This window comes from Streptomyces synnematoformans, from assembly GCF_039531005.1.
GTDB classification, from domain to species: Bacteria; Actinomycetota; Actinomycetes; order Streptomycetales; family Streptomycetaceae; genus Streptomyces; species Streptomyces synnematoformans.
The window spans coordinates 1-12,388 of sequence record NZ_BAAAPF010000218.1 but is presented as its reverse complement, the minus strand read 5'-3'; the positions used below and the strand labels follow the sequence as shown (position 1 = coordinate 12,388).

14 protein-coding genes are annotated in these 12,388 nt (G+C 72.1%); 9 read left to right on the top strand and 5 right to left on the bottom strand.

Translation table 11 applies throughout. The annotated features are described in order from the left end of the window. A partial coding sequence (locus tag ABD317_RS25945; RefSeq protein ID WP_344292489.1) for an ABC transporter ATP-binding protein/permease occupies positions 1-2,085 on the top strand: 2,085 nt, incomplete at its 5' end. A gap of 96 nt (positions 2,086-2,181) precedes the next feature. On the opposite strand, the gene ABD317_RS25940 is transcribed toward ABD317_RS25945, so the two are convergent. Continuing rightward, positions 2,182-2,589 (bottom strand): aggregation-promoting factor C-terminal-like domain-containing protein, encoded by a 408-nt coding sequence (locus tag ABD317_RS25940; protein WP_037781545.1) that lies wholly within the window; start codon positions 2,587-2,589, stop codon positions 2,182-2,184. Positions 2,590-2,917: 328 nt separating this feature from the next. On the opposite strand from ABD317_RS25940, the gene ABD317_RS25935 reads away from it, so the two are divergent. From ABD317_RS25935 to ABD317_RS25920, 4 genes are all read left to right on the top strand, one after another. After that, on the top strand, positions 2,918-4,084 hold the full coding sequence (locus ABD317_RS25935) for a GAF domain-containing sensor histidine kinase (protein ID WP_344292487.1): 1,167 nt from the start codon (positions 2,918-2,920) through the stop codon (positions 4,082-4,084). Continuing rightward, entirely contained in the window at positions 4,077-4,772 is a 696-nt protein-coding gene (locus ABD317_RS25930) for a response regulator (RefSeq protein ID WP_425582438.1), read from the top strand. The genes ABD317_RS25935 and ABD317_RS25930 overlap by 8 nt, the downstream gene beginning before the upstream one ends. A gap of 166 nt (positions 4,773-4,938) precedes the next feature. Further along, a complete protein-coding gene (locus ABD317_RS25925) occupies positions 4,939-5,184 on the top strand; it encodes a chaplin (protein WP_344292485.1) in 246 nt (81 codons plus the stop codon). Between the two features lie 234 nt (positions 5,185-5,418). Further along, positions 5,419-5,658 (top strand): chaplin, encoded by a 240-nt coding sequence (locus tag ABD317_RS25920; RefSeq protein ID WP_344292483.1) that lies wholly within the window; start codon positions 5,419-5,421, stop codon positions 5,656-5,658. Positions 5,659-5,744: 86 nt separating this feature from the next. Here ABD317_RS25920 and ABD317_RS25915 read toward each other — a convergent pair whose 3' ends face one another. After that, entirely contained in the window at positions 5,745-6,542 is a 798-nt protein-coding gene (locus ABD317_RS25915; RefSeq protein WP_344292481.1) for a hypothetical protein, read from the bottom strand. A 124-nt stretch (positions 6,543-6,666) separates the two neighbouring features. Here ABD317_RS25915 and ABD317_RS25910 point away from each other — a divergent pair, with 124 nt between their 5' ends. From ABD317_RS25910 to ABD317_RS25900, 3 genes are all read left to right on the top strand, one after another. Further along, the gene (locus ABD317_RS25910; RefSeq protein WP_027753461.1) at positions 6,667-7,464 is read left to right on the top strand and encodes an ATP-binding cassette domain-containing protein; all 798 of its coding nucleotides are present in this window, start codon (positions 6,667-6,669) and stop codon (positions 7,462-7,464) included. Positions 7,465-7,563: 99 nt separating this feature from the next. After that, positions 7,564-7,944, top strand: coding sequence for an NfeD family protein (locus tag ABD317_RS25905; protein WP_051438181.1), 381 nt, complete (start codon positions 7,564-7,566; stop codon positions 7,942-7,944). A 93-nt stretch (positions 7,945-8,037) separates the two neighbouring features. Next, positions 8,038-9,006 (top strand): SPFH domain-containing protein, encoded by a 969-nt coding sequence (locus ABD317_RS25900; RefSeq protein WP_027753459.1) that lies wholly within the window; start codon positions 8,038-8,040, stop codon positions 9,004-9,006. 105 nt (positions 9,007-9,111) lie between these two features. Here ABD317_RS25900 and ABD317_RS25895 read toward each other — a convergent pair whose 3' ends face one another. From ABD317_RS25895 to ABD317_RS25885, 3 genes are all read right to left on the bottom strand, one after another. Then, positions 9,112-9,621 carry an HNH endonuclease gene (locus tag ABD317_RS25895; RefSeq protein ID WP_344292478.1) on the bottom strand — a complete coding sequence of 170 codons (510 nt, stop codon included), beginning with the start codon at positions 9,619-9,621 and terminating at the stop codon, positions 9,112-9,114. Between the two features lie 81 nt (positions 9,622-9,702). Next, on the bottom strand, positions 9,703-10,242 hold the full coding sequence (locus ABD317_RS25890; protein ID WP_344292476.1) for a YbhB/YbcL family Raf kinase inhibitor-like protein: 540 nt from the start codon (positions 10,240-10,242) through the stop codon (positions 9,703-9,705). Positions 10,243-10,383: 141 nt separating this feature from the next. Beyond that, the gene (locus ABD317_RS25885; RefSeq protein WP_027753456.1) at positions 10,384-11,166 is read right to left on the bottom strand and encodes a sporulation protein; all 783 of its coding nucleotides are present in this window, start codon (positions 11,164-11,166) and stop codon (positions 10,384-10,386) included. Positions 11,167-11,413: 247 nt separating this feature from the next. Between ABD317_RS25885 and ABD317_RS25875 the strand changes: the two genes are divergently transcribed. Beyond that, entirely contained in the window at positions 11,414-12,025 is a 612-nt protein-coding gene (locus ABD317_RS25875; RefSeq protein ID WP_344292474.1) for a DNA-3-methyladenine glycosylase, read from the top strand. Positions 12,026-12,388 lie beyond the last annotated feature (363 nt).

The following is a 12,388-nucleotide window of genomic DNA, read 5'->3' as shown; positions in this document are numbered from 1 at the left end:
CCGCCCCAGCAGCACTCCGCGCCGCAGCGCCCGCCCGTCGCCGACGGCGCCGCCCCGGGCGCCGCCGCGGCCCACGGCGACCGCAGCCCCACGACGTTCCACCAGCTCTCGCTGGGCCGCGTCACCCGCATCGGCCGTGCGCTGGAGAACGAGCTGGTCGTCTCCGACCTGCAGGTCTCGCGCAACCACGCGGAGTTCCGGTCCACGCCCGACGGCCGCGCCGAGATCGTCGACCTCGGCAGCCACAACGGCACGTACGTCAACGGTGAGCAGCTCCCGCAGCGCGGCCGGCGGCCCATCGGCCCCGACGACATCATCGGCATCGGTCACTCCACCTTCCGGCTGGTCGGGGACCGGCTGGAGGAGTTCGTCGACACCGGTGAGGTCAGCTTCTCGGCCCGCCACCTGACCGTGAAGGTCGACGGCGGCAAGGTCATCCTGGACAACGTCTCCTTCGGCGTGCCCGAGAAGAGCCTGATCGCCGTCATCGGCCCGTCCGGCTCCGGCAAGTCCACCCTGCTCAAGGCGCTCACCGGGTACCGCCCCGCGGACGTCGGCGAGGTCCTCTACGACAACCGGAACCTCTACAAGCAGTTCGCCGAGCTGCGCCACCGCATCGGCCTGGTGCCGCAGGACGACATCCTGCACACCCAGCTCACCGTCACCCGCGCCCTGCGCTACGCCGCCAAGCTCCGCTTCCCCGGTGACACCGCGGAGGCCGAGCGCGCCGCCCGCGTCGACGAGGTGCTGCGCGAGCTGAAGCTCGACATCCACAAGGAGAAGCGGATCAGCTCGCTCTCCGGCGGGCAGCGCAAGCGCGTCTCGGTGGCCCTGGAGCTGCTCACCAAGCCGTCGCTGATCTTCCTCGACGAGCCCACCTCGGGCCTCGACCCGGGCATGGACCGCGACGTCATGCAGCTGCTCCGCGGCCTGGCCGACGACGGCCGCACGGTCCTGGTCGTCACCCACTCCGTCGCCGAGCTGGCGCTCTGCGACCGGCTGCTGGTCATGGCGCCGGGCGGCGGCGTGGCGTACTTCGGCCCGCCCGAGGAGGCGCTGAACTTCTTCGGCTACGACAGCTGGGCCGACATCTTCTCCGCCTTCGAGAACTACCGCGAGTACGACTGGAAGGGCCGCTGGCAGGGCTCGCAGCACTACCAGATGTACGCCGCCGACATCGACGCCGTGGCGCCGCAGCCGGTCGCCATGCAGCCGCCGCAGATGCTCCGGCCGTCCAAGCCGCAGGGCTGGATGCCGCAGCTGTGGACGCTGATGAGACGGTATCTGTCCGTGCTCGCCTCCGACCGCTTCTTCATAGCCCTCACCATCATCCTGCCGGTGGTGCTCGGCGTCGTCAGCATGGTCATCCCCGCCGAGTTCGGGCTCGGCTACGGCCCGGCGAAGGTCCACCTGATCAACAGGGACGCGGGCACGATCATGCTCATCCTCGCGATCGGCGCCTGCTTCTCCGGCGCCGCGAACTCCGTGCGCGAGCTGATCAAGGAACGGGTGATCTACGAGCGAGAACGCGCCGTGGGCCTGTCCCGCTCCGCCTACGTGATGTCCAAGGTCATCGTCCTCGGCATCATCACCGTCTTCCAGGGCGGCGTCATCAGCGCCATCGGCGTCCTCAGCCGCAGCAAGCTGCCGGAGGAGGGCGTGATCCTCTCCGACCTGCCCGCGGCGGAGCTGGCCATCAGCGTCACCGCGCTGGGCCTGACCTCGATGATGGTCGGCCTGATCATCTCGTCGCTGGTGAAGACGTCCGAGATGACCATGCCGCTGCTGGTGATGTTCGCCATCGTGCAGGTGGTCTTCACCGGCGTGCTGTTCCAGCTGCACGGCACCCCCGGCGTGGAGCAGGTCGCCTGGCTCATGCCGTCGCGCTGGGCGGTGGCCGCGATGGGCTCGACCGCCGACCTGAACGTGCTGCTGCCGTGGGACAGCGGCGAGACGGACGCGCTCTGGGAGCACACCGCGGGCACCTACATGCTGAACATCGGCATGCTTCTCCTCATGGGCGTGATCTGCGGCTTCGTCGTCGCCCGGCTGCTGCGCAAGCACGAGCCGGAGGTCATGCGCTGACCGCGCGCCGAACGGCACACGGGCGGCACCCCCCCCGCAAGGGGTGCCGCCCGTCGCCGTGTGTGCCGCCGTCCGGCCCGCGGCAGCGCCGCCGGCTCAGTACCAGTTGTTGGCCTGCCAGAAGGACCAGGCGTCGCAGGCGCTGCCGTAGCGGTCCTTCATGTAGTCCAGGCCCCACTCGATCTGGGTCTTGGGGTTGGTCCGCCAGTCGGCTCCCGCGGTGGCCATCTTGGTCGCGGGCAGCGCCTGGACCAGGCCGTACGCGCCCGAGGAGGCGTTCTGCGCGGTGTGGTCCCAGCCGCTCTCCCGCTCCACGATCTCGGAGAAGCACCGGAACTGCGCGTCACTCTTGATCATCTTGTCGGCGATCGCGCGGGGCGACTTGCTGGGGGTGCCGGCGGGGGCCGCGGCGGTGGCGACGGGGGCGAAGGACAGGGCGGCCGTCGCGGCAGCGGAGCCCGCAAGGGCGGCGACGAGGGCCCTGCGGCCCCGTATGCGGTGCATGCTCTCTCGCATCGTTCTCTGTGACCTCTTCACACGACGTCTGGGGACCCGGACATTGTTAGAGGACCGGAAAATTCGTTGCAATAGCCCCTATTACGAACATGCTTCGTAGGTCCGGCAGGGCCTTTGGTCCCGCGCCCGACGCCCCCGGACCGGCCGCGTCAGGGTGCCCCGCCACTACTCCCGGTCGTAGGTGACGTGGCTCTCGTGGCGCAGCTCACACCCGGGGGCCTCCGGGAGTCCGTACAGCGGCCTAGGACCGGCGGCCGACAGGGGCCCGGTCCACGGCTGGATCACCGGGAACGGGTCTGCGGGTAGCGTGAGCCGCATGTCCACCCCCGCCGCCGGCCCGGCCGCCGGACTCGAAGCGGTCAGCCGCGCCCTGCTCGCCATGAGCAGGCAGCTGCAGGTACGCGACGTGCTCCAGACGATCACCGCGTCCGCGCGCGAGCTGCTGCAGGCCGAGTACGCCGCCCTGGGCGTGCCCGACGACCACGGCGGCTTCGCCCAGTTCGTCGTCGACGGCGTCAGCGACGCGCAGTGGAAGGCCATCGGCCCGCTGCCGCGCCAGCACGGCATCCTCGCCGCGCTGCTGGAGGAGGCCGAGCCGGTGCGCCTCGGCGACGTGCGCAAGGACCCCCGCTTCGGCGGCTGGCCCAGCGCCCACCCGCGGCTGAAGGACTTCGTCGGCGCCCCCATCGCCGACGGCGAGGAGGTCCTCGGCGCGCTGTTCCTGGCCAACAAGCAGTGCGAGCCGGACGAGCCGCCCGGCCCCGACGGCTGCCGCTTCAACGCGGCCGACGAGGCCCTGCTGCGCACCCTCGCCGACCACGCCGCCATCGCGCTGACCAACGCCCGCCTCTACGAGCGCAGCCGCGAGCTGACCATCGCCGGCGAGCGCGCCCGTATCGCGCACGAGCTGCACGACGCCGTCTCCCAGAAGCTCTTCTCGCTGCGCCTGACCGCGCAGGCCGCCGCCGCCCTCGTCGACCGCGACCCCACCCGCGCCAAGGGCGAGCTGCACCAGGTCGCACAGCTGGCCGCGGACGCCGCCGACGAGCTGCGCGCCGCCGTCGTCGAGCTGCGCCCCGCGGCCCTGGACGACGACGGCCTGGTGGCCACCCTCGCGACCCAGGTGCAGGTGCTCGACCGGGCCCACCGCGCCCGGGTCACCTTCACGTCCGCGCAGGTACGCGCCCTGCCCGCGGCGCAGGAGGAGGCGCTGCTCCGGGTCGCGCAGGAGGCGCTGCACAACGCGCTGCGGCACGCCGACGCCGGCCTGGTCGAGGTCGCGCTCACCCGGCGCGGCCGGGGCGCGCGGCTGCGGGTGCGCGACGACGGCCGCGGCTTCGACCCGGACAGCGTCCGCTCCGCGGGCCGCCACCTGGGGCTGGTGTCCATGCGCGACCGCGCCGCCGGAGTCGGCGGCGGCCTGACCGTCCAGTCGGCGCCCGGGCAGGGCACCGTGATCGAGATGGAGGTGCCCGGTGGCTGAGGCGGGTGAGAAGCAGCGGACCGACGGCCCGGACCGCACGGACGTGCCCGGCAGGATCCGCGTGCTGCTGGTCGACGACCACCAGGTGGTACGGCGCGGGCTGCGCACCTTCCTGGAGGTGCAGGACGACATCGAGGTCGTCGGCGAGGCCGCCGACGGTGACGAGGGCGTGGCCCGCACCGCGGAGCTGGTGCCGGACGTGGTGCTGATGGACGTCAAGATGCCCGGCACCGACGGCATCGAGGCGCTGCGCCGCATCCGCGAGTCCGGCAGTGCAGCGCGCGTGCTGGTCATCACCAGCTTCACCGAGCAGCGCACCGTCGTCCCCGCGCTGCGCGCGGGCGCCGCGGGCTACGTCTACAAGGACGTGGACCCCGAGGCGCTGGCCAAGGCGATCCGCTCGGTGCACGCCGGGCACGTGCTCCTGCAGCCGGACGTCGCCGGGGCGCTGCTGGCGCAGGAGGTCGGCGGCGGGCCCGCGCAGGGGCGGGGCACCACGCTGACCGAGCGCGAGCGCGAGGTGCTGGCGCTGATCGCGGACGGCCGCTCGAACCGGGAGATCGCCCGGGCGCTCGTGGTCTCGGAGAAGACCGTCAAGACGCATGTGTCGAACATCCTGATGAAGCTGGACCTCGCGGACCGCACGCAGGCCGCCCTCTGGGCCGTACGACACGGCCTGAGCGGCTGATACGACGATCGGACGGCGGTGCCCCCGCCCGCTCGGAACGCTGTATTCCGATCCGAGATTCATACTGTCGTGTAGATGTCCCCCGCCCGGCGCAACCGCGCCGGGCGGCCCGCGTTCTCCATGGCGTGCCGCGGCGCACGCCGCGGCGGACGCGAGGAGGAAACTCATGAGGAACCTGAAGCGGGCGGCAGCCGTCACCATCGCCGCGGGCGGCCTGGTCGTCGGCGGCGCGGGCATGGCCGCCGCGGGCGGCGGCGCCGGCGCCCACGGCAAGGCCGCCGGCTCCCCGGGCATCGGCTCCGGCAACCTGGTCCAGGCGCCGGTGCACGTGCCCGTGAACGCCTGCGGCAACACCGCCACGGTCATCGGCGCGCTGAACCCCGCGTTCGGCAACCTCTGCCTGAACCGCTGACGGCCTGCTGACGGCCCGCTGGCGAACCGCCGCCGGTATCCGGCACCGGACCGGCCCCCGGGCCCCCGCCCGCGGGCCGGTCCGGTGCGCGGCGGCGTTCGTACGATCGCCGCCGGATTGCGCCGAACGGAGGGCGTGCCCGGCCGCGGCGTGTCCCGCTGGACTCCTCAGCCGTTGCGCAGCATGCACCCCCGAGCCCGGGGTGTGCGCAGCCAACAGGAGGAACGACTTTCCATGCATGCAGTGAAGAAGGCGGCCTTCGTCCTCGCCACCGCGGGCCTCGCCACCGGTGCCGGGGCGAGCGCGGCGGTGGCCGACGCCGGCGCCGGGGCCGTGGCCCAGGGCTCGCCCGGCATCGTGTCGGGCAACGCGGCCCAGATCCCCGTGCACCTGCCGGTGAACCTCAACGGCAACCACATCGGCCTCGTCAGCCTGCTGAACGGGCCGTTCGGCAACACCGCGGTCAACAGCTGACGGAGCGCACCTTCCGTCGCGTACGCCCCCACGGCACGCCCGCGGGGGGCGTACGCGCCGCCGCACGCTCCCGCGCGCCCCGCGCGTCACCCCCGCTCCAACTCCTCCACGAAGGCGTTGTACGCCGCCACCCGCGCCCGCCGCGCCGTCCGCTCCAGCGGCCGCAGCGCCTCCCCGCGGGCCGCTATCTGCCCGGCACTGACCGCCGCGCCGTGCCCGTCGTCCGGGGCCCGCGCGATGTCCACCAGCGCCCCCACCCGCTGGGCCAGCTCCAGCACCCGCACCGCCCGCGGCGGATACCCCGGCGCCAGGACCTCGCGCCCCCGATCCGCCCGCGCCCGGTACGCCGCCAGCGCCGCCTCCGCCACCGGGCCCGAGCCCGCCACGTCCAGCCGCGCCAGCACCTCCGTGGCCTCCCGCATCGCCTCCGCCAGCTCCCGCTCCGCCTCGCCCAGCGACGGCACGTCCGCCGGCGGCGCCTCCCGCACCGGCCGGCAGCGCCACCGCACCCGGACCACCTCGTCCCCCTCCGGCCCCACCGCCCAGACCTCCGGCACCAGCCCCAGCGGCGGCCCACCGGTCACCAGCACCGCCTCGCCCGCGTCGAGCGCCAGCGAGTTGAACTCCGGCGGCCCGGACAGCCCCAGCGGATGCCCCGGCACCGGCAGCGCCACCCGCAGCCCCTTCGCCCCCAGCACCCGCAGCCGCCCCAGCGCCATCGTCAGGCCCACCCCCTCGGCGGACTCCTCCTCCGGCAGGCCCGCCACCCGGTGCCCGTCGTCGTCCGCGACGATGCGCTCCACCGCCTCGTCGGGCGAGATGTGCCCGGAAAGCAGGGCATTTCCCCAGGCCGCCAGCCGGCCTGAACGTGGTTCTTCGAGCATGGCACCAGCCTACGGACCGGGTCCGACATCGCGTGGCGTAGGTTTGCCCTGGGGCGGTGTCGCAGGCGCGCACCGACTACGACGGACCAGACGGACCGACACTGCAAGGGGAGACGGCACGCTCATGAGCGATGTACTGGAGCTGGTGGACGTATCGGTGGTCCGCGACGGCAGGGCTCTGGTCGAACAGGTCTCCTGGTCGGTCGCGGAGGGCGAGCGATGGATCATCCTCGGCCCCAACGGCGCGGGCAAGACCACGCTGTTGAACATCGCCTCCAGCTATCTCTTCCCCTCCACGGGCACCGTCCAGATCCTCGGCGAGAAGCTCGGCGGCGTCGACGTCTTCGAACTGCGCCCCCGTATCGGCATGGCCAGCGCCGCACTCTCCGAGAAGCTGCCCAGGAGCCAGACCGTCCTGCAGACCGTCCTCACCGCCGCCTACGGCATGACCGCCACCTGGCAGGAGAGCTACGACGACGTCGACGAGGACCGCGCCAAGGCGTTCCTCGACCGCCTCGGCATGAGCGAGTACCTGGAACGCAGGTTCGGCACCCTCTCCGAGGGCGAACGCAAGCGCACCCAGATCGCCCGCGCCATGATGACCGACCCCGAGCTGCTCCTCCTCGACGAGCCCGCCGCCGGCCTCGACCTCGGCGGCCGGGAGGACCTCGTACGCCGCCTCGGCCGGCTGGCCCGCGACCCGTACGCGCCCTCGATGATCATGGTGACGCACCACGTGGAGGAGATCCCCGCCGGGTTCACGCACGTGCTGATGATCCGGCAGGGCAAGGTGCTCGCCGCCGGCCCCATCGAGACCGAACTGACCTCCCGCAACCTCTCGCTCTGCTTCGGCCTGCCGCTCGTGCTCGACCGCTCCGGCGACCGCTGGACCGCCCAGGGCCTCCCCATGTCCCAGACGTGACCCGGGCCGGATCCCCGGGCATCTGTCCCGAATCCCTTGTATCGCAATAGCATTGGGCATGTGGATGCATGGGTGTGGTGGCTGATCGCCGCCGTCGGCATGGGCATTCCTCTGGTGCTGACCGCCATGCCGGAGTTCGGCATGTTCTCGGTCGGCGCGGTCGCCGCCGCCGTGACGGCAGGCCTGGGGGGCGGGCTCACCGTTCAGGTGGTCGTCTTCGCGGTCGTCTCGACCGCCCTCATCGCCGTCGTACGGCCCGTCGCGCGCCGCCACCGCGGCCAGGGCGGCGCGGCCACGGGCGTCGACGCCCTCAAGGGCAGACAGGCGGTGGTGCTGGAGCGCGTCGACGAGTCCGGGGGGCGCATCAAGCTCGCCGGCGAGGTGTGGAGCGCCCGGGCGCTCCACCCGGGCGAGGTCTACGAGTCCGGCCGGAAGGTCGACGTGGTGGACATCGACGGTGCGACCGCCGTCGTCATGTGAGTCGTCATGTGACGGGAACCGCCCTTACGGGCACGACGGTTCTGCCACACTCGCGGCTGGGCCGCACAATTGGATCACTAGCCGGGGAGCAGCATGCAGCCGATCATCCTCGTCCTGATCATCCTGGTGGTGCTCGTCTTCATCGCACTCATCAAGACGATCCAGGTCATTCCGCAGGCCAGCGCGGCCATCGTGGAGCGCTTCGGCCGCTACACGCGCACCCTCAACGCCGGCCTCAACATCGTGGTGCCGTTCATCGACACCATCCGCAACCGCGTCGACCTGCGCGAGCAAGTCGTGCCGTTCCCCCCGCAGCCCGTGATCACCCAGGACAACCTGGTGGTCAACATCGACACCGTCATCTACTACCAGGTCACCGACGCCCGGGCCGCCACCTACGAGGTCGCCAGCTACATCCAGGCGATCGAGCAGCTGACCGTCACCACCCTGCGCAACATCATCGGCGGCATGGACCTGGAGCGCACCCTGACCTCCCGTGAGGAGATCAACGCCGCACTGCGCGGCGTCCTCGACGAGGCCACCGGCCGCTGGGGCATCCGCGTCAACCGCGTCGAACTCAAGGCCATCGAACCGCCCACCTCCATCCAGGACTCGATGGAGAAGCAGATGCGCGCCGACCGCGACAAGCGCGCCGCGATCCTCACCGCCGAGGGCGTCCGGCAGTCCGAGATCCTCACCGCCGAAGGCGAGAAGCAGGCCGCGATCCTCCGGGCCGAGGGCGAAGCCCGCTCGGCGGCGCTGCGCGCCGAGGGCGAGGCGCAGGCCATCCGCACGGTCTTCGAGTCCATCCACGCCGGCGACCCGGACCAGAAACTGCTGTCGTACCAGTACCTGCAGATGCTGCCGAAGATCGCCGAAGGCGACGCGAACAAGCTCTGGATCGTCCCCAGCGAGATCGGCGACGCCCTCAAGGGACTCGGCGGCGCCCTGGGCAACTTCGGCCCGCCCTCGACCACCGGCGGCGAAGCCGCCGCCCCGGCCGTGCCCAAGCCCAGCACCCGCAAAGCCCCCACGTACCGCGAGCAGCCCCCGCTGGAGTAGGACCGCCCCCGGGCCCCACGACACGAGCCCGCCCCCGGTCGACTCCGGCGACCGGGGGCGGGCTCCTCTCCGTACGGGACGGACGTGGCGCTCAGGCGCCGGTGCTCACGCGGCCACGCCCACCTCGCGGCCCGCCGGCAGCTGCTCCCGCTCGCGCACGCCCAGCGCCAGCAGCAGCGCGTCCGCCGGCGTCGGCTCGAACGGCCGTCGCAGCAGCCGCATCCCCGCCTCCTCCGGCGTCCGGTCCGCCTTGCGGTGGTTGTCCGCGGCACAGGACGCCACCGTGTTCAACCACGTGTCGCCACCGCCCAGCGAGCGCGGCACGACGTGGTCCACGGTCGTCGCCCGCCGGCCGCAGTACGCGCACCGGTGCCGGTCCCGCACCAGCACACCCCGGCGCGACCACGGCGCGCGTCTTCGGAACGGCACCCGCACGTACCGGCACAGCCGGATCACCTGGGGCACCGGCAGCTCCACGCTCGCCGACCGCAGCCGCACACCGGAGTGCGCCTGCTCGACGACGGCCTTGTCCTGCAGCACCAGCACCACCGCACGGCGGAGCGACACCGTCGACAGCGGCTCGAAGCTCGCGTTGAGCACCAGCGTCTCGCGCATCCCGGTCACACCTCCCGAGTCCCCCCACCGAGCGGCGAGGTGGCTCCACTGTGCCCCGGGAGATCGGCCGCGACAACGCAATTAGCCCGTCGCGGGCTCCTCGTGCGTACCGATGAGCTGCGCCCGCGCGAGCGTGTGGAAGCGCAGGTTGAACCCCACGACGGCCGGCGTCGCCCCGGCGTCCGGCCCCAGCTTCTCCTGGTCCACCGCGTACACCGTGAACACGTACCGGTGCTCGCCGTCGCCGGGCGGCGGGGCCGCGCCCGTGAAGTCGTTGGTCCCCGCGTCGTTACGCACGGTCACCGCACCCCGCGGCAGCCCCACCATGTCCCCCGTGCCCGCACCCGCGGGCAGCTCCGTCACCGACGCCGGGATGTCGAACACGGACCAGTGCCAGAACCCGCTGCCGGTCGGCGCGTCCGGGTCGTAACAGGTGACGGCGAAGCTCTTCGTCCCCTCCGGGAACCCGGACCAGCGCAGCTGCGGCGAGGTGTTGCCCTTCGCCCCGATCTGCGCGTCGGGCAGGGGAGCGCCCTCCTTCACGTCGTCACTGGTGACGGTGAACGACGGCACCGCGGGGTGGAAGTCGTGGGGCAGCGGCGGCCGGTTCTGCTCGGGCACGTGAGACACCTCCAGGTGGCTGTGACGCAACGGACACGGCGCGGCGTGCGCGCGGACCCGTGATGCGGTACGCGGCACGCACGCCACGCCGGCCAGCCTAACGAGCGGCGGCCCGGTCACCGCCGCCACACGACGCGCGGCTCAGAACCAGTTGCGCCGCGACCCGACCTCGGAGATCCACTGGTTGAGGTACTCCGTCCAGTCGGTCTGCTGGAAGTCGGTCAGCCCCACCTGGAACATCCGGAACGAATCGCCCCCGTCGGAGAACAGCCCCGGCTTCTTGTCCATCTCCAGCACCACGTCCATCTGGTGCCCGTCGGCGAGGAACGTCAGCTCCACGGCCGTCAGCCCGCGGTACTGCTGCGGCGCGTAGAACTCGATCTCCTGGTAGAACGGCAGCCGCTGCCGCGTGTTGCGGATGTGCCCGCGCTCCAGGTCGGCGCTCTTGAAGCGGAAGCCGAGACCGCCGAACGCGTCGAGGATCGCCTGCTGCGCCGGCAGCGGGTGCACGGAGATCGGGTCGAGGTCCAGCGAGTCCACCGCCCGGGCGATCTCCAGCTCGGTCGTCACCCCCACGTTCATCCCCGGCAGCCGCTGCCCCAGGACGGACGTCACCGGAGTCTCCCACGGGATGTCCAGGCTGAACGACACGGTGTGCACGGCCTCCGGCTGGATCTCGAACGCCCCGCCGAGCCGCTGCCGGTGGAACTCGATGTCCTGCTTGTACTCGTTGTCGCCGCTCTCCACCTCGACCCGCGCCTGCAGCCCGACGGACAGCCCCTCGACCTCCTGGGCCACGGAACCGCCCTCGATCCGGACCTCGCCCTGCACGACGCCGCCGGGCACGACGTTCGCGTCGTTCAGCACCGTCTCCACCGACGCGCCACCTGCACCCAGACTGGCGAAAAGCTTCTTGAACCCCATGGCTGACTCCCCTGCTCCCCTCGTGGACTGCTCAACTACGCTCACCCGGCATGCCCCGTACTCCACTCGACCGCACGTCCTTCCGTCGGCCCGTACCGGAGGTGGCGCCGGATCTGCTGGGCCGAACACTACTGGGCCGGACAGCCGCCGGGACGCTCTCCCGCCGACTCCCCCCGGCGCACCGGGGCCGAGGTGTACGCGAGGAGAGCAGGACCCCGGTGCACCTGCGCATGCCGGGGCGGTCGGCATGAACATCGACCTCCTCGCCCAGCCCGCGGAAGAGGTCGCCCCGAAACTGCTGGGGAGCGTCCTGACCTGCCAGACCCCCGAGGGAACGGTGCGCATCGCCGTCACGGAGACCGAGGCGTACTCCGGCACCGACGACCCGGCCTCCCACGCCTACCGCGGCCGGACGGCCCGCAACGCGGTCATGTTCGGACCCGCAGGACACCTGTACGTCTACCGGTCCCACGGCCTCCACTGGTGCGCCAACGTCGTCACCGGGACGGACGGCACCGCCTCGGCCGTCCTCATCCGGGCGGGCAGGGTCATCGAGGGGGAGGACCTGGCACGCGGGCGACGAGGGGACAGGGTCGAGACCCCACGGCTCGCCCGAGGCCCGGGGAACTTCTGCCAGGCACTCGGCGTCACGGCGGAGCACAACGGCGCCGACCTCCTGAGAGGCACGTCGGTCGTGCTGTCCGAGGGCGAGCCGGTGCCGGCGGCGCTCATCCAGGCCGGTCCCCGGGTGGGCGTCAGCAAGGCCCACGACTGGCACCACCGCTTCTACCTCGCCGGCGACCCGACGGTCTCGGCCTACCGACTGAGCCCGAGAGCCAAGCCCTCCGCCAGGGCCTGAGCCGCCGTACACCTCGCCCACAGCCCACCGGTGAGCCTGCGCCTCGCCCGCGAGCCAGGGCGCCGCGCCCAGGCAGCCGGAGCTTGACTCGGTGGGGCGGGGTCCGTACTGTAGATAGAGCCGCAAACGGCGTGGTGTCGTGCACGCTCTGATGCCGACACCATCCTCCAGACGATCTTTCGTGAACTTGAGTCTTCTCTCGTTGCGCTTCCGTCGCAACTACAGAGACCCCAGTTTTGAAGCGAGGCGAAGGCTTCGCTACAGTGGTGGAAACCGAAGGGAAACGCCCGGAGAAGCCCGGTGAGGGCTTTGATGGAAGTGTCCGTTCTTTGAGAACTCAACAGTGTGCCAAGTAGTCGATGC